This window comes from Vibrio sp. CUB2 (genome assembly GCF_001557945.1).
Classification (GTDB): Bacteria; Pseudomonadota; Gammaproteobacteria; order Enterobacterales; family Vibrionaceae; genus Vibrio; species Vibrio owensii.
The window spans coordinates 263,663-280,879 of sequence record NZ_LNRB01000009.1; the positions used below are offsets into that span (position 1 = coordinate 263,663).

Here is a 17,217-nt window from a genome sequence, read left to right on the forward strand (position 1 = left end):
AGCCTCTCGATTGAGAGGCTTTTTTGTTATTACGTTAAGCGCTTAACAGTGAATTATTTGCCGCTTGGTTTGTTCTGAACGTATTTCTTAGATACATCCACAACGGCTACATCACGGAAGAAACTACGACCTAACAAAATTGGGAACTTCATGTGACCACGTTCTGTTAACGTAAACTCGGTTTGCTCTTTCAAGTCACCGACTTGGATGTAAGCTAAAACGACGGGACGCTTATCTACATCTTCAGATGAAGATTGACGAATATTGGCCCAACGCTCAACAGGCAGTTTGAACTCTTTGCTAGCCTTGCCATTGATGTCGATTTTGAACTGAACCCAGTCTTTGCCATCACGCTCAAATGGAACCACTTCAGTCGCACTGATCGATGATGTCGTTGCGCCGGTATCAACACGACCTTTGAACGTCTGGTTGATAGCTGGAATGTGGACCCACTCTTCAGCACCCAGAATCAACATACCATCAGGTGTTTTTTGTACCTTAGCTGGTTTTTCTGGTTTTGGTTCTGGTTTCTTCTCAGGCTTCGTTTCCGGTTTTTGTTCCGGCTTCACCTCAGGCTTTGGTTCTACTTCAGGTTTCACATCCGGTGTTTCAACCGGTTGCTCAACGACTGGTGTCTCTGGCTCAACGGGCTCAGTGGTCGTCGGTGTCGACGTACAAGCGATAAGACCGCCGCTCATCATTAGCGGCAGAATCAGTTTCCAGTTCTTCATTAACTCTCCCAATTAACGTTGAGATACTTTTTGGATAGCGTCAGCAACGTAAGGAATATGAGTTTCGGTTAAACCAGCGATGTTGATACGACCATCACCGACACCATAAATGCCATAATCTTCACGCAGTTGCGCCATTTGGTTTTCACTAAAGCCTAGCACAGTAAACATGCCTTTGTGGCTCTCAATGAAATCAAATTGATCTGTATTATGGTTGTTTCTCAATTCGTTACACAAAGTTTGACGAAGGTTCAGCAAGCGTTGCTGCATTTCGTTCAATTCTTGTTTCCAAACGGAAGTCAGATTTGCATCTTGAAGGATGGTTTTCACTAATGCTGCACCGTGATCTGGCGGCATAGTGTATGTTGAACGCGCTAACGTAAGCAGTTTGCCTTTCGCATTCGCCACATCTTTTGCATTTTTACCGATTACAATCGCTGCACCAGTACGCTCTCGGTACAGGCCAAAGTTCTTCGAACATGAAGTTGTGATAAGCATCTCTTCAACATTGTCGGCCATAAAACGAAGACCTTTTGCGTCTTCTTCTAGACCGTCACCAAAACCTTGGTAAGCAATATCTACAAACGGAGTAAAACCGTTCTTTTGCGAAAGCTCTGTAATCGCTTGCCATGCAGAGAAGTCGATGTCTGCACCCGTTGGGTTGTGGCAGCAACCATGAAGAAGAACCACGTCAGAAGGACCAGCTTTAGAAAGGTCTTCTAGCATTTTTGCAGTATCAACTTGCTTGGTTTCTGGAGAGAAGTAATGGTAGAACTTTACTTTAAGCCCAGCCGCTTCCATCACTGGCTTGTGGTTTACGTAGCTTGGGTTTGAAATCCAAACCGTTGTATCTGGTTGTGCAACCTTCATTAGGTCACCCAGCATACGCAACGCACCACTCGCACCAGGCGTTTGAATAGCAGCCACGCGATCTGTTGCTGACGTACCAGTCAGAAGCAAATCGATCATGCTTTGGTTGAATTCTTCACAGCCAGCAAGGCCAACGTAAGACTTGGTCTTCTGGTTTTCGACAACCACTTCTTGAGCCATTTGAATGGCTTTCATGATTGGCGTTTCACCAGCGCTGTTTTTGTATACGCCAATACCAAGGTCAACCTTGTTTGGACGTTCGTCGCCGCGGTATGCGACGGAAAGAGACAAAATGGGATCTAATACGGGAGTTGGTAGATTAGAAAACATGAAAGTCATAACCCTTTGAAATTCAAGTATCGAACCTCACGGTAACACTTTCGCTAACAATGGCGAAATGATTTTTTACTCATTTCGCCAATTAGAGTACAAAATTCTGGTGACTGCGGAATTTTATGAACTCAATCGGTCACAAAAAGAACGATTCACTCATCGTAATTGATATCGAGTTTGCCATTTTTTCTGAACTCACGAGGGGTCATTGACGACCATGCCTTGAACCGAGTACTAAAGTTTGCCCCAGTTGGATAACCAACTATTTCACCAATATGTTGAATGGACCACTCAGTCGATCTCAATAAACGGGCTGCGTATTCCATTCGCATACGAGTTAAGTGTGCCATTGGGCTTCGACCAAACTGCTGTTGCGTCAGGCGATGTAAGTGAGGCTCTGAACAAGGATAAAGTGCGGCAAGTTGCTCTACTGTCCAATCTTTATGGAGCTGTCGTTGAACCAAATCGAATACACGACGCAGTTTTAATTGGTTTCTAGAAAGAGCGTCAGAGTGCGGCATGTTTAACATAAGCTCTAGCTGAGCAACGCTATGCGCCCCTACTTCACCACCATAATCTATAGGCAAATTGATACTGCGTAATAGGGTTTGAATACACGAATACATCACCTCTGGCGCAGGGGTTAGTTGATAGTCGATATCGTCATTCACCATTTCCCACTCTTTATATTGGGAAAGAAACACCCATGCGATTTGCCATGTCTCGTCTTCCATCCCAAAGCCATTTTCAATGCCTGCTGGCACGATCACTAACGATCCTGGCTCAAGTTCATAGCGACAAGCTCCGCTCTCTAACCAGCCTTTTCCACGAACCGTATACAGCAACATGTGTTTCTTCTGGTTTTTGCGATAAACCGAAAAGAAATCTCGGCAAGTCGCGATGCCGCATTGGACGATCCCTCTTTCTTCGAGAGCAAGTACTCGAGTGTGATCGACAAATTCTTGATAGGTCTTATCTGAAATAGCGTAGCGTTCTTGTTTTTCTTCCATGGGACGACAACTCACAAATGCACTTAAGGCAAACGTGTTTTATCAAAGCATCGATAAAGACTGGATAGTTTGACAAAACTTTTGGATGTCTTTGAAAAATACACCGCCAAATCATACGGATAAACTACTCGCATTGTTCTTAGAGGAGAAATGCGATGCTCTTAACACGTCAATACATAGACAAAGCATTTTGGAAAAAACTGATTGCGATCGGTGTACCTGTGTCACTGCAATCCATGCTGTTTTCGTTACTCGGTGCCATCGATATTTTTATGGTGAGTCAGTTAGGTGAGTCTGCAACAGCAGCGGTTGGCGTTGGTAACCGAATTTTTTTCTTTAATCTCGCCGTAGTGTTTGGATTGTGTGGTGCAGTAACGGTTTTAGCCTCTCAATATTATGGCTCTGGAAACCTCTCTGGCATACGCAGAACGTTAGCCCAATCCTGGTTTATTTCGCTGGTAGTGACTTTGCCCTTCATTTGGCTGTATGTGGTTTATGACAAAGAAATCGTCTCTTTTTTGGCGGACGATCCTGAGTATGTTGGCTATGCGAGAGAATACTTAGTCGTCACAGGTTTGAGTTTGATAGGCACGGCTGTTGTCGTTCCTATTGAGTCGGTGTTGAGATCCGTCGGTGAGGCAAAGATGCCGACTTACGTCAGTATTGCCGCTATCATCGTGAACATTTTCCTTAATGCGGTTTTGATCTTTGGCTTACTCGGTTTTCCGCAATGGGGCGTATTTGGCGCAGCAGTGGGAACGTTTATTTCGCGCTTTTTTCAAACTGCGGTGCTGGTTTACTTCTTTTGTCGTCGGTATTCACATCTACTCCCTACTCTTTCAGATTGGCGTGAAGGCACAGTAAAGAAATATCGAAACAAATATTTCAAAGTTTCTATGCCAATGCTGATCCACGATGCGCTGTGGACTGGCGGCTTGATTGTCTACAGCATCATTTATGGTCAATTGGGCGTAACCGAACTGGCAATTATCTCGTTCTTATCTCCAATTGAAGGCGTATTGATTTCAACCTTTATGGGATTTGCTGTTGCCGCTTCTGTGCTGCTTGGGAATGACATTGGAGCCCAACAATATGACCGTGTAGAGAAAACCGCTTGGTGGTATGTATTAACCAGCGCAGTATTGGCAACCATTTTGTTTTTTGCCGTATGGATTTGCTCGCCTTTGATTTTGAATTTGTTAGAGATGAGCCCGCTCACAGACAAACAAATGGCGTTAAATGTATGTTTGGTGCTCGCATTAGGCATGATACTGCGCGTGTTTAATATGGTTGGTATTGGAGGCGTATTAAAGAGTGGCGCTGATATTCGCTATAGCATTTTCATCGACACGTTTGGTCAATGGGCGATTGGTATACCGCTTACCTACTACACTGGGATGGTGTTAGGTTTACCACTGCATTGGGTGTTGATGTCTCTACTGGTCGAAGAATTAGTAAAAGGCATTCTAACGACTCACCGAATTCAGTCTAAGCGATGGATTAATAACATGGTTGATGATGACTCCAGTGTGACGGCGTAACTGAAACGTTGTGCTATAGTTGTTGAGTTAAGCTCAAAACAGGACGATTTCATCAATCAAAGCTTAAAAAGAACTCACACCAAAAGGGCACATTCGAAATATCCGAATGTGCCCTTTTTATATTTGGCTTTTCTTGAGTTGGAACGCTTAAAGCTCAGTGAATCGATGGATGATTTGATTCGAGCTGCCTCGCCACTCTAGATTGAGGTCTCGTTTATCTTGCTCGTATTTGCCATCAATTAATGTGTCGATGTATTGCGTCACTTCACGCTGCGCATCGTCTAGCTCTTCAAGCGTGTAACCTGTCCAAACCCAAATATCTTTGCCTGGGCACTCTTCTCTTACGCGTTTTACAAGCTTAAGAATGTGCGGCACGTTCGCTGGATGCAAAGGATCACCACCAGACAGAGATAAACCACGGCGTTTGATACGCGTGTCGTTTAGGTCTGAAATGATTTTGTCTTCCGCTTCTTGCGTGAAAAACACACCAGAATCCAAGCGTTGCGTCGACTGGTTATAACAGCCGCGGCACTGGTGTACACAGCCCGACACAAATAGCGTGCAGCGTGTACCTGGTCCGTTAACAACGTCAATTGGATAGTATTGGTGGTAGTTCATAATCGTGCCTTGTTTTGCTGGCTAGAAAAGAAAATCAACCCACGACAGGTTGATTTTCATTATTGGGTTTGAGCTTAAGTAAACCTTACAGGTGCTTAACTCGACGCTTCACTTCTTCTTGCTTACCGAAGTTAAACGGACGTGCATCTGGGCTGCCTAGGTAGCCACAAACACGACGTGTTACTGACACTTTGGTTGAATCATGGTTGCCACAGCTTGGGCAAGTGAAGCCTTTACTTGTACAGTCAAACTCACCGTTGTAGCCACACTCGTAACACTCATCAATTGGTGTGTTTGTACCGTAGTAAGGTACGCGGGTGTAACTGTAGTCCCATACGTTTTCTAGTGCTTCAACGTTACGTTGCATGTTCGGGAACTCGCCGTAACAGATAAAGCCGCCGCTTGAGATTTCTGGGTAAGGCATCTCAAAGTCGAACTTGTCGTATGGGTTCACCTTTTTCTCAACATCTAGGTGGAAGCTGTTGGTGTAGTAACCTTTGTCTGTTACGCCTTCAATAACGCCGAACTCTTTCGCGTCGATGCGGCAGAAACGGCTACATAGGTTCTCACTTGGCGTTGCGTATAGGCTGAAACCGTAACCAGTATCTTCTGCCCAACCGTTTACTGTGTCTTTCAAGTGCTTGATGATTGCTACTGCTTTTTCACGCAGCACAGCGTCATCGTAAACGTGCGCTTCTGTACCGAATAGCGCGTTAATTGTCTCGTGTACACCGATGTAACCAAGAGAAATAGACGCACGACCGTTTTTGAAGATATCTGCGATTGAGTCGTCAGCTTTCAGGCGAACACCACACGCACCTTCCATGTAAAGGATTGGTGCAACACGTGCTTTCACGTTTTCTAGACGAGTGATACGTGTTTCTAGCGCTTTACGAGCAAGACGTAGACGGTCGTTTAGAAGCTCGTAGAATTTCTCTTCGCTGCCGTTTGCACGGATTGCGATACGAGGAAGGTTCAAGCTCACTACGCCAAGGTTGTTACGACCTTCGTGAATCAGCTCGCCGTTTTCTTCGTAAGTACCAAGGAAGCTACGACAGCCCATTGGGGTTTTGAATGAACCCGTTACTTCCACTACTTTGTCGTAGTTAAGAATGTCTGGGTACATACGCTTAGACGCACACTCAAGCGCAAGTTGCTTGATGTCGTAGTTTGGATCTTCTGATTTGTGGTTCAAGCCATCTTTGATGCCGAATACCAGTTTAGGGAATACCGCTGTTTTACGGTTCTTACCTAGACCTGCAATACGGTTCTTCAGAATCGATTTCTGGATAAGGCGTGAAGCCCAGCTTGTACCAAGACCAAAACCGAACGTAACGAATGGGGTTTGACCGTTCGCCGTGTGTAGCGTGTTTACTTCGTATTCTAGAGATTGGAACGCGTCGTAACACTCTTTCTCAGTGCGCGCTTTTGCGAACTCTTCTGGCTCAGCAATGTTCCACTCTTTTGCGATCTCTAGGTGTTTCTCGTAGCTTGTGATTACGTACGGTTCTAGAACTTCATCAATACGGTTGATGGTTGTACCGCCGTAAATGTGGCTCGCTACTTGAGCAATGATCTGTGCCGTTACTGCTGTTGCAGTCGAGATTGATTTTGGCGTATCAATCTCAGCGTTACCCATTTTAAAGCCGTGCGTTAGCATGCCTTTAAGATCGATAAGCATACAGTTAAACATTGGGAAGAACGGAGCGTAATCCAAATCGTGGTAGTGAATGTCACCTACTTCGTGTGCTTGAACCACATCGCGTGGAAGGATGTGTGTCTTCGCGTAGTGTTTCGCTACGATACCTGCCAACAAGTCACGTTGAGTCGGGATTACTTTACCGTCTTTGTTCGCGTTCTCGTTGATTAGGTCTAGATTACTTTCTTCAATCAGACCTTCGATTTCGCGAGTTAGTGCGCTTTGCTTTTCACGAGCGATGTCGCGATCGTGGCGGTATTCGATGTAAGAACGAGCTAGGGCTTTGTAAGGACCTTGCATGAGTTCATTCTCGACTAAGTCTTGAATCTCATGGATGTGAACTTCATCGTGATCCTGAAGCTGTAACTCAACTGCCAGAGCAACATTTAGTGCATAAATGGCGACATCTTTGTCTTTGTTTTCCGCTGCTGCTTCTACTGCTGCTTGAATACGATCCCTGTTGAACGGAGCTCTTGAGCCGTCACGCTTGATTACGATTGGTTTCACTTTTTCTCCTTACCCCAAAATACTCACAGACTTATCCACAAATACACTATATGGGGTTATTTCTTATTCTGATGACACAATATATTGTGGCGTATTTAACGAGAAGCACCAATTGAAAACATTGATTTTGATCAATAAAAAATGGGTAGCGAACAAGAACAAATCGATCTTATTGGCGTTGATCTCAGTTGCGAAGAAAACTGTGAAAATTGCAAAATTGGAGCGAAATCCACTTGCTTTTTTTCGAGGTCTTATAGGATAAAGGATGGAAAGGAATGCGCTAAATAATAGGAGTGCAACAGACCAAAATGCGATCACTTTTTGTTACGACGATATTACTTTTTAGTTCTCTTTCATTCGCTCAAAATTCCATCAACTTAACCAGTTGGAATATTGAATGGTTATCTATAGATGGTGGAAAAGTTTCGAGAACACCACAAGATTTTGAAAAACTGACCCACTATGTGGATAAAACACAAGCCGACATTCTTGCTTTTCAAGAAGTCGAAAGTGCTGCTGCCATCCAAAAAGCCGTTGGCAATGACTTCACTATTTATCTGTCTGATCGTGCGAACGCTTCTAATCGACATCTTCAGTTCAACGATACCAATCAATACACAGGTTTCGCGGTGCGTAATGGCGTAAACGTATTAGACAAACCAGACTTTTCTATCACACGAGGCAACAGCAAGCTCCGCTTCGCCAGCTACCTTGTTTTGAATCCAAACCAAGACAACGAGACTCACCTACTCTCTGTGCATCTAAAAGCGGGTTGCAGTGGCGCATATCGCAATAACCGCGACTGTAAGATAATGAAACAACAAGCACAGGCACTAGCTAAGTGGATAAAAGCGCGAGAAGACAACAAACAACAATATGTGGTGCTTGGCGACTTTAACCACAATTTGGGTTATCGAGGAGATTGGTTATGGGAAGTGCTATCGGACAATACCGATGCTAAGTTAGTGACCAAAAATACCAAAGCGGAATGTAAAGTGCGTTCTAATCGTAATCCGAATAAAACCCACCAATTCCGCTCGGTGATAGACCACATTATAGTAAGTGGTGATTTAAAGGCGTCGTCTGGTGTTCAAACCGTTTTCAAAACACAAGATGTGCTCGACTACAAACTGAGTGATCATTGCCCTGTATCTACGACGCTATCTTTTTAGCCACGAACCACTCTTTTAGCGGTGAATGACCCAACCAACATTGCCGCTATAAAGAGCAGAACTTGTACGTTGCCAGTAAAAAGGCTGGCAACCGCAGGACCAGGACACACACCCAATAAGCCCCAACCAATACCAAACAGTGCTGCACCACCAACTAGCTTTTTGTCTATCGTTTTAGAAGTCGGACAGACAATCTCATCACCAAACACAGATTTGCTTCTTGGCTTTATTAATAAAAGATAAGCAGGAACGAACACCGCAAGTGCTCCGCCCATAACGAAGGCTAAGCTTGGGTCCCATGAACCGGTAATATCGAGAAAGCCGATAACTTTGGCCGGATCAGCCATACCGGAAATCACCATACCAATACCAAAAAGCACACCAGAAAATGCAACGATGGAAATTTGCTTAATACTTTTTATTACCTGAGTTTTCATAACGACACTATTCCTTACGAGACTAGTAAGACGGTTAACATGGCGGTTGCCATAAAAGTACACGTTGCGACTACAGAACGGATAGATAAACGCCCCATCCCACAAATGCCATGACCACTTGTGCAACCATTACCGATACGTGTACCGACCCCAACCAGTAAACCAGCAACGACAACCAAACCAAGAGAGGCGCTGTACTCAGTTGGTACGTGTCCGCCAAGGGCATACACAGCAAACACACCGCCTAATGCGATCGCAATTAAGAACACAATTCGCCAAACGCGATCTGTATTCTCAACAGCGCCATTTAATATCCCGCTGATTCCCGCTGTCTTACCAGTGAAGAGCATCAATATTACCGCTGATGCGCCAACCATTACGCCGCCCAAAAGCGACATCCAAGGAACTTCAAACATAACAATCACCAATATAAAGTTTGAATTATTGCTTACAGAAAACTTGGTTAAACGCTTCGATCAGCGGAGCGACTCTCCCATCAGAAATCGAATAAAACACCTGCTGAGACACCTTTCGAGCTTTGATGATGTCGTGTTTTCTCAATACTGTGAGGTGTTGTGAAAAGGCTGATTGGCTTAATGTTGAGCCTTCAAACAGTTCACTGACTCCTTTTTCGCCTTCAATCAACTTGCACATCACGATTAAGCGCTCCGGATGAGCCATAATTTTAAGTAGCTCACTCGCTTCGGTCGCGCTTTGTAGCATACTGTCGCCCATTCTTATGCCCCTTCATCAATACGTTAAATTTTATTAGATATTACTAATTAATATTATTAAGTCAATGCTAATGTAGTTGAATTAACATTAGACATGGCTAATTTATTTAAGTAAGGTGTAGGCGTTTTCGATCATTCAGTAGGAGAAATCCATGAGCAAAATCGTGATTATTGGTGGTGTTGCTGGCGGTGCATCTGCAGCAGCTCGCGCTCGTCGTCTTAGTGAAGACGCAGAAATCATTATGTTTGAACGCGGTCCATTTGTGTCATTTGCAAACTGTGGCTTGCCGTACCACATTGGTGGCGATATCCAAGAACGCAGCAAACTGCTTCTTCAAACGCCTGAGAGCTTTTTAGCGCGTTTCAATGTTGATGTTCGTGTGATGAACGAAGTGGTTTCAATTAACCGCCAAGATAAAACGGTTACGGTTAAGAACCTACTTGATGGCTCTGAATACCAAGAGAATTACGACTTCCTTCTACTTAGCCCTGGTGCAGGTCCAGTTGTGCCGCCTATTCCGGGTATTGATAATCCATTAACGCACTCGCTGCGCAATATTCCAGATATGGATCGCATCATTAAGACGATCGAAACCAACAAAGTTGAACACGCTACGGTCGTTGGCGGTGGTTTTATCGGTTTGGAAATGATGGAAGCCTTCCACCAGCTTGGCGTAAAAACCACATTGGTTGAAATGGCGGATCAAGTGATGACACCCGTTGACCGAGAAATGGCAGGCTTTGCTCATGCTGAAATTCGTGAGAAAGGCATCGACCTGCGTTTAGGCGTTGCTCTATCTTCTGTTGAATACGTTGCGAACCAATCTGTTGCTAATACTGAAGCGGGTGAAGATGACACGCACCAACACCTTCAAGGAAAGCTGACATTGTCTCTAAACAATGGTGACCAGCTGGATACCGATATCCTGATCATGGCGATTGGTGTTCGCCCTGAGACAAAACTCGCGCAAGAGGCCGGTCTTCAAATTGGTGCGCTAGGCGGTATTTACACCAACGAATACATGCAGAGCAGCGATCCTTCTATCTATGCCGTTGGTGATGCGGTTGAAGAGAAAGACTTTGTTACTGGCGAACAAACACTTGTACCGTTGGCCGGTCCGGCAAACCGTCAAGGTCGTATGGCAGCAGACAACATGCTTGGCCGCCAAGAAACTTATCAAGGTACACAAGGTACGGCGATCTGTAAGATCTTTGATTTGGCCGTCGCTTCTACTGGTAAAAACGAGAAGCAGCTAAAACGTGAAAACATCGCTTATGAAAAAGTGTATGTCCACACAGCAAGCCACGCGAGCTACTACCCTGGCGCAGAAACTGTGTCGTTCAAAATGTTGTTTGATCCAGCAACCGGAAAGATTTTAGGAGCACAAGCTGTAGGTAAAGATGGCGTTGATAAACGCATCGACGTAATGGCAGTTGCTCAGCGTGCTGGTATGACGGTAGAACAACTACAACACCTTGAGCTAACTTACGCGCCACCATATGGATCAGCGAAAGATGTGATTAACCAAGCGGCGTTCGTTGCGAACAACATCATTAAAGGTGACGCAACAGCGATTCATTTTGATGAAATCGACAACCTGTCAGAAAACCAAGTGCTGCTTGATGTTCGTAATCCGGGAGAATTGGAATCTGTAGGCTTCATTGAAGGCGCGATCAATATTCCTGTCGACCAGCTTCGCCAACGTATGAATGAACTGCCGAAAGATAAAGAGGTCGTGATTTATTGTCAGGTCGGTTTGCGCGGTAACGTCGCTTATCGTCAACTGGTCAACTCAGGGTTTAAAGCGCGTAACCTGCTTGGCGGTTACCGTACTTACAAGTTCGCAAAAGCTTAATCTCTAACTAAGCAGAGTTAGACAAAGGGGCACGTTATGTGCCCCTTTCTACATCTCGGATTCGACTAATTGAATAATCTTGGTCGCTTTTTCGAAGTGATCGAGTTGATGAGTTTGAATCCACCAAGTCGCAGCTTCCATCAATAACTCAGGATTGTCATTCTTATTAGCGAAAAAGGCATAAAAGGAAACGCCAACATTGTCGCCTTTCTGCTCTATTTTCTTCTTACACACCTGAATGATTTTGTCTCTTAACACGATGTTCATTGCCTTTCCCTTTCTCTTTGCGATAGCAAAATTAACCCAAAACAAGAATGACTGTGTTTATATACAGTTATTCTTGGTAAGGCAAATAAACATAATCATCTAGATGAATATTCTCGCGCGAAGACCTAATACCCAAGTGCTACTTTTATTCGAAAATGCTGGGTCTTTGATGTACTGAATATCCGGTGTGATTTGGATGTAGTCGTTCAACTGCATGTTGTAGTAAAGCTCGGCAGTGAACTGTTCAGAGTCATCCACACCATAAGCGTGCTCTAGGTTATCGTTAACATGACTCCAGTTAACCGCGAAACCTAGGTTGTTGGTTGGTTTACCTAAACCAAAGTAACCAATCCCCACCGTCAGGGAGCGATCATAAAGCGCCACATCACCTTCCGAAAAGCCGCCGCGAACAAATGGCATCAATTGCTCTGTAGCAAAATAACTTGCTGAAAAGTTAATACCCTGCCCGCTGTCTTTATTCGTTAGGTTATGTTGCGTGTCGCCATCCAAATGCCAAGCCGTTAGGTGGACATTGTCGGTATAGATTTGGTCTTGTGAGGCCGTCCAACCCAGCTCGAACGTCGTAAACAATTTATGATCGTTGAATAAGGTATCGAAGCCATCAAATGGCTCATCTGAACGCCCTTTACCATCTGCGACGCCTGCAACCATATAGAAGTTATCAGTCAGCATGTGACCGACGGCCAAGCCGAGAATCCCATCATCCGGTAGACCAATCGAGCCTCCACCAGTGCTGAATGCAAGGTTAGTAAATCCGGTCCAAGGACTTGCCAATGCATAGGCATCAACGTAGTCAGTTGTATCTAGGAAACCCACCATGAAGGAAGTTTTGCCACCGTTGAGCTTTTGCTTCCAATATAGGTTGGTTAGACGAGCCCCTTGATCACTGTATGCTGGACCAATCATCCCTGCATAACCTAACCCGTTACCGATAAAGCTAAACTCTTTCGGTGACAAATCGCTGTACGCATGGCGGTGTTCGACTTTCCAAACCAATCCGCCCGTATTGCCAGATTCAAGCCCAACAAGATTCCAACTACCATAAAAGCGAGCAACACCAGCGCTTGCTGTATCTTCACCACCACTTTGAGGTTCTGAGGCCGTTAGACCAAGGAATTGATAGTCCAGACCGAAAGTAACATTGTGTTCCTCAGCTAATGACTCACGCCATGAGCGTTTTTCTCGAGCATTTTCTGCAATAGTATTGTCCACCGTATCAGGGCTACCAAAGTTTGCCGCGTTAACCGATGACGCCATTACAAGTGAAAGAGCGATAAAACTAAGCTTTGGAACAGTTACTTTCATGTCTGGATTCTCATTAAATTGATTTCTAGAAAGAGATTTTAATGACTCAGAGTTTTGAAAATTGCCATTAAGCGACAGCTCACTGCTTTTATGTATTTTCGATATGTACTCTTATCGATAAGGTCGGATAGAAACCTCATCCATTTGATAGATAGTTTCTACGTTGGCAGCACCATCAGAGTATGAAACGTCTGCTTTGGTCTTTTTCACATGCAGATCGCCTTTCACCCAAATTGGTTCGTAAAGTGACGTCAGTTTTAAACCTTTTGGATAATCAACCAATACAATCTGGTTTGCAGGTGGCGGAGGAGTATGGATACATGCGCCCATGGTTGGAACAAGGAAGAATTTTGTGACAACGTCATTGTTAAATTCTACTGGCGTAACAAAGCCAGGAATTTCATAAGTTTCTTCTGTTAGCGTTGTGTTTGGCATTGATGCCAACATACGACGATGTTCAGTAATTTCGTTGCGCTTTTTGAACAACCACTCAATGTCTAAGTCGTCAGCCTTTAAACTGTCTTCCAGTTCTTTCATGGTTTGCTTTTGTTGCTCATTGAGATTTTGAGAATCGCGATATCTTGCAAGAGAGCCCAGTTCAAAAAGTTGTTGGTCTGTGAGTTTTACAAATGGGTCTTCAATCTGAGGAACATTCACCGGCAGCAATTGCTCCCAGCTTAATTGATCGGCGGATACATTTGATGAAGCCAGCAAAACTAAGCCAGCCAATAGGTACTTCTTCATACGTTCCCTTGAATAGTTCTTTGTCTTTTAGAGAAAAATTTGGGGACAACGTATGCCCCCAAACTGATTGCAGAGTTTACTACAAGGTGTTCTTGTGGATCTTGCCGTCTTTCATAATTACTTTGAATTTATCTTGGTAATCGTTAAGAACTGTGATGTCCTCCAGAGGATTTCCGTCCACCAGCACCACATCTGCATATGCACCAGGCTCTACGACGCCCAATTTACCGTATTTATATGGATTCATACCACCCGACCAACTAAGCACTTCTGCTGCGTTTGATGTCCCCATCTTCATGATTTGATAAGGAGTAAATCCGACTTTCTCCATCCAAACCATATTGTCTGCTTGGCGTGTATTGTAAGCCGGACCAAACATATCGCCGCCAGTCACAATCAAAAGATCGTATTTACGCGCCCACTCAAACATCTGTTTCGCGCCTTCGTTTACTTTGGTCGCTTTGGCTTTTTGATCTGGACTAAAGAAGGTGATCTTTTCTGGTTCCGCAAAGGCTTCGAGAGACATCACCGCTTGCGCAGAAAGTGCCACACCCTTCTCTTTCATTCGCTTGATGGTTTCCTCAGAGATAAGGAAGTTATGCTCGATAACTTTCACTCCAGCATCAATGGCACGATTAACCGAACGGTCATGATAGGCGTGTGCCATGACATAAGTGCCATAATCTTCCGCTACACCCACAATCGCTTCCATTTCTTCTTTGGAGAATTGCGTCATATGGATTGGGTCAAACTCACTTGCAACACCGCCGCCAGCCATGATCTTGATTTGAGTTGCCCCAGAACGTAGGTTCTGACGTGCAGCACGACGAGCCTCTGTTTCACCATCAACGATATAGCCAAAGCCGTGGCGTTCAAGATCGTCAACGCGCCCTGGTACATCATTGAAGCTACCGGTATCTGCGTGACCGCCAGTTTGACTCAAGAAACCGCCCGCTGGGAATAGCCGTGGGCCTTCTAGCAAACCATTGTTGATGGCTTTTGCCATACCAAGAATGTTACAGCCTGCGTCACGAGCTGTGGTAAAACCTTGGTCGAGGTACTGCATCATGGAAACGTGGGCACGAGCCCCCATTGCCATTTGATCGTAACCATCTCGACCTACCAACATGCCTTCCTGAATACACATGTGGGAATGCATGTCGATCAAGCCAGGGATCATGGTTAAGCCTTCGCCGTTAATCGTCGTGGTTTGCTTGTCGGTTTTTATCGGTTTAGCCGAAATCTCTTTGATTAAGTTATCGACAACCAATACGTTCTGGTTTTGCAGTAGCTTTTCATCCGTGCCATTGAAAACATCGACGTTGGTAAACAGCGTTGAGGCTGCATTGGCATTGAGGGCGAACGCACAAGATAGCGCGACTAAAGAAAGGTTCTTCTTAGAAATTGTCATTATTACACCTATGTTTTTGGATAGTTGGGGTCCATTTCCTATAACCTCCCTGTTTAAACAGCGGCGTTATGAGGGCGTCTATTTCAGTGATCACCAAAAACAACTGATCAGATAAAAATACATATGAAACAGACGACTTACGTTAAAAACATAGAAGTCATAATGACGACTTTCAAGGTTGTTTAATTGCCTTTACACGACAACATGCGGATATTGTTATAGAAATGTGAGTTGAGACGAAAACCTCCGATTATTCAGAGGTTTTATGTGTAACTCATTATGACAAAGATTGACGGTACGCTTTAGGCGTGAGATTCATCATTCGCTTAAATGCACGGGTGAAATGAGCAGAATCTGAATAGCCTGATTTGAGCGCAATATGGGTGATACTCAGGTCTCGGTCCGCTAACAGCTCTAGCGTTTGTTTAAGTACCAAGCCTTCGATCACTTCTCTATACGTCGTATCCTCATTTGCTAGCCGCCTTTGTATGGTGCGAGCATTCATGTCAATCAACTCACCAGCGAACTGGATAGAGATCTTACCCATCGAGAGATAAGGCGTGAGTGCCCTTGCTAATGCGTCACTGAACTTATCATCCTCACCACGAAAACTTGTACTTGGCACCGACTGGGATGGCGTGAAAGCAATTGGCTGGTTAATCCATTCATTAGGGATTGAGATTGCAGTAACCGGTCTACCAGTGAAGAACTGCGCGCTCTTCATACCCGGCAACAGATTGAAAGGTTCGGCTTCTAGATCTTGAATCCCGACTTCTGCCAATCGCCATTGGGGGCCAACAAGCTTTTTGAGCAACTCATTCATAAACATCGCGGAGAACATTTCTGCGTAGCGGAACCATTCTCTTTCTGCGTTCTGTTTTTCTCTTACTAGCCACCACTTCCCACCGCGTGATTGAACAGAAATACTCACGTTATCGGAGATTTGTTTAAGCAGTTGGGATACATCTTCTAGGGCTGCTTTTAGCGAGTGAGTTTGAGTAATTTGGTTTGCAAATCTAGGTACGTAAATGTCGTGACAAAGCGTCCAAGTAAGCAAGGCAAACTTCTCTGGTGATGCGCGTTCACCCAACGTTTGGAAGACGGCTTTTAGCGCGCTCTCTGGAACAAACGCGTCAAGGGATTGGTTAGACAAGATATCCTGTGGCATTCGGGCGGATTCAAGTAATGAGTGAATATCTCCATCAAGCTCATTGAGCATCGTGGCAAAAAGCTTTACTTCTTCCGAGTGAACCAAAGGAATATCTGTATTGGGCATGCAAGCTATCATCTTAAAATACCAAGGATTATTCTAGTTTATGCACAAACTTCCTAGCTGTCATTAATAGCAATCTAAGTGCCACTCCATATTGAGAGAGAACTCACCTGCAGGCATCTGATACTCGTTCATATCAACTCTGGCGCTGATTCGGACTTCTTTACTCGAATCTAATTGCTCAAGGTTTAGCTCGATGCCTTGCCGCCAGTAGTCAAGATTACCGACAAAACGTTCCGGCGTTTCCACTTTAAAGTGAATACGTTCCGGGCTGATGGTTTCTGCGCCCATATGGCTTTGTTGCTTAAATCGATGGAACTAAATCTAGAAGCTACGATCTGATCGGCTACCCCCATCAATCGTCGTAGCCTCATGCCTAAACCTCGTTACAAAACAACTAACTGGAAGCAGTACAACAAAGCCTTAATCAACCGTGGTTCTCTGACCTTTTGGATTGATGAGGAAACGATAGCTGAGTGGAAACAAAACAAACAAGGCAAGCGTGGTAGACCTCGCCGATTCAGCGACTTAGCCATTACTACCGCACTGATGGTGAAACGCATTTTCTCTATGCCATTGAGAGCGCTACAAGGTTTTCTAGACTCTGTATTTAAGCTGGCTAACATCCCGCTTGTTTGCCCGCACTACACCTGTATAAGCCGCCGAGCTAAGGAAGTTGAGGTTTCAT

At 44.6% G+C, this 17,217-nt stretch carries 18 protein-coding genes; 4 read left to right on the plus strand and 14 right to left on the minus strand.

Annotation, left to right across the window (positions count from 1 at the left end; all coding sequences use genetic code 11):
- Positions 1-53: 53 nt before the first annotated feature.
- The 3 genes from ATB78_RS16650 to ATB78_RS16660 all read right to left on the minus strand — a co-directional run bounded on the left by ATB78_RS16650 (position 54) and on the right by ATB78_RS16660 (position 2,944).
- Positions 54-731 carry a RimK/LysX family protein gene (locus tag ATB78_RS16650; RefSeq protein WP_061009290.1) on the minus strand — a complete coding sequence of 226 codons (678 nt, stop codon included), beginning with the start codon at positions 729-731 and terminating at the stop codon, positions 54-56.
- A gap of 12 nt (positions 732-743) precedes the next feature.
- The gene (locus ATB78_RS16655) at positions 744-1,931 is read right to left on the minus strand and encodes an amino acid aminotransferase (RefSeq protein ID WP_027726762.1); all 1,188 of its coding nucleotides are present in this window, start codon (positions 1,929-1,931) and stop codon (positions 744-746) included.
- A 155-nt stretch (positions 1,932-2,086) separates the two neighbouring features.
- Positions 2,087-2,944: an AraC family transcriptional regulator gene (locus ATB78_RS16660; protein WP_054823292.1), complete on the minus strand. Its 858-nt coding sequence runs from the start codon at positions 2,942-2,944 to the stop codon at positions 2,087-2,089.
- A 155-nt stretch (positions 2,945-3,099) separates the two neighbouring features.
- Here ATB78_RS16660 and ATB78_RS16665 point away from each other — a divergent pair, with 155 nt between their 5' ends.
- Positions 3,100-4,485 carry an MATE family efflux transporter gene (locus ATB78_RS16665; protein ID WP_061009292.1) on the plus strand — a complete coding sequence of 462 codons (1,386 nt, stop codon included), beginning with the start codon at positions 3,100-3,102 and terminating at the stop codon, positions 4,483-4,485.
- A 147-nt stretch (positions 4,486-4,632) separates the two neighbouring features.
- Here the strand turns inward: ATB78_RS16665 and nrdG are convergent, their stop codons facing one another.
- Both nrdG and nrdD read right to left on the minus strand, forming a co-directional pair.
- A complete protein-coding gene (gene nrdG, locus ATB78_RS16670) occupies positions 4,633-5,103 on the minus strand; it encodes an anaerobic ribonucleoside-triphosphate reductase-activating protein (protein ID WP_061009294.1) in 471 nt (156 codons plus the stop codon).
- A gap of 85 nt (positions 5,104-5,188) precedes the next feature.
- Positions 5,189-7,309, minus strand: coding sequence for an anaerobic ribonucleoside-triphosphate reductase (gene nrdD, locus ATB78_RS16675; protein WP_061009296.1), 2,121 nt, complete (start codon positions 7,307-7,309; stop codon positions 5,189-5,191).
- Between the two features lie 308 nt (positions 7,310-7,617).
- On the opposite strand from nrdD, the gene ATB78_RS16685 reads away from it, so the two are divergent.
- Positions 7,618-8,481 carry an endonuclease/exonuclease/phosphatase family protein gene (locus ATB78_RS16685; protein ID WP_061009298.1) on the plus strand — a complete coding sequence of 288 codons (864 nt, stop codon included), beginning with the start codon at positions 7,618-7,620 and terminating at the stop codon, positions 8,479-8,481.
- Here the strand turns inward: ATB78_RS16685 and ATB78_RS16690 are convergent.
- From ATB78_RS16690 to ATB78_RS16700, 3 genes are read right to left on the minus strand one after another with little or no spacing between them, the layout of a single operon-like run.
- A complete protein-coding gene (locus tag ATB78_RS16690) occupies positions 8,478-8,918 on the minus strand; it encodes a YeeE/YedE family protein (RefSeq protein ID WP_061009301.1) in 441 nt (146 codons plus the stop codon). The two genes, ATB78_RS16685 and ATB78_RS16690, sit on opposite strands and share 4 nt — an antisense overlap.
- Positions 8,919-8,932: 14 nt before the next feature.
- Positions 8,933-9,346: a YeeE/YedE thiosulfate transporter family protein gene (locus ATB78_RS16695; RefSeq protein WP_346393700.1), complete on the minus strand. Its 414-nt coding sequence runs from the start codon at positions 9,344-9,346 to the stop codon at positions 8,933-8,935.
- A 13-nt stretch (positions 9,347-9,359) separates the two neighbouring features.
- Entirely contained in the window at positions 9,360-9,653 is a 294-nt protein-coding gene (locus tag ATB78_RS16700) for a metalloregulator ArsR/SmtB family transcription factor (protein WP_053053530.1), read from the minus strand.
- Between the two features lie 151 nt (positions 9,654-9,804).
- Here ATB78_RS16700 and ATB78_RS16705 point away from each other — a divergent pair, with 151 nt between their 5' ends.
- Positions 9,805-11,508 carry an FAD-dependent oxidoreductase gene (locus tag ATB78_RS16705; protein WP_061009305.1) on the plus strand — a complete coding sequence of 568 codons (1,704 nt, stop codon included), beginning with the start codon at positions 9,805-9,807 and terminating at the stop codon, positions 11,506-11,508.
- Positions 11,509-11,556: 48 nt separating this feature from the next.
- Here the strand turns inward: ATB78_RS16705 and ATB78_RS16710 are convergent, their stop codons facing one another.
- From ATB78_RS16710 to ATB78_RS16735, 6 genes are all read right to left on the minus strand, one after another.
- A complete protein-coding gene (locus ATB78_RS16710) occupies positions 11,557-11,775 on the minus strand; it encodes a DUF6500 family protein (protein ID WP_061009306.1) in 219 nt (72 codons plus the stop codon).
- A 99-nt stretch (positions 11,776-11,874) separates the two neighbouring features.
- Entirely contained in the window at positions 11,875-13,101 is a 1,227-nt protein-coding gene (locus tag ATB78_RS16715; protein ID WP_061009309.1) for a carbohydrate porin, read from the minus strand.
- Positions 13,102-13,212: 111 nt separating this feature from the next.
- Positions 13,213-13,845 (minus strand): DUF3299 domain-containing protein, encoded by a 633-nt coding sequence (locus ATB78_RS16720; protein WP_009705370.1) that lies wholly within the window; start codon positions 13,843-13,845, stop codon positions 13,213-13,215.
- Between the two features lie 79 nt (positions 13,846-13,924).
- Complete coding sequence (locus ATB78_RS16725) at positions 13,925-15,256, minus strand: amidohydrolase family protein (protein ID WP_020196868.1); 1,332 nt, start codon at positions 15,254-15,256, stop codon at positions 13,925-13,927.
- A gap of 277 nt (positions 15,257-15,533) precedes the next feature.
- Complete coding sequence (locus tag ATB78_RS16730; RefSeq protein WP_061009311.1) at positions 15,534-16,532, minus strand: AraC family transcriptional regulator; 999 nt, start codon at positions 16,530-16,532, stop codon at positions 15,534-15,536.
- A 63-nt stretch (positions 16,533-16,595) separates the two neighbouring features.
- Positions 16,596-16,820 carry a hypothetical protein gene (locus tag ATB78_RS16735; RefSeq protein WP_240537410.1) on the minus strand — a complete coding sequence of 75 codons (225 nt, stop codon included), beginning with the start codon at positions 16,818-16,820 and terminating at the stop codon, positions 16,596-16,598.
- Positions 16,821-16,901: 81 nt separating this feature from the next.
- Between ATB78_RS16735 and ATB78_RS16740 the strand changes: the two genes are divergently transcribed.
- The coding region (locus tag ATB78_RS16740) for a transposase (RefSeq protein WP_179946996.1) at positions 16,902-17,217 on the plus strand (316 nt) is incomplete at its 3' end.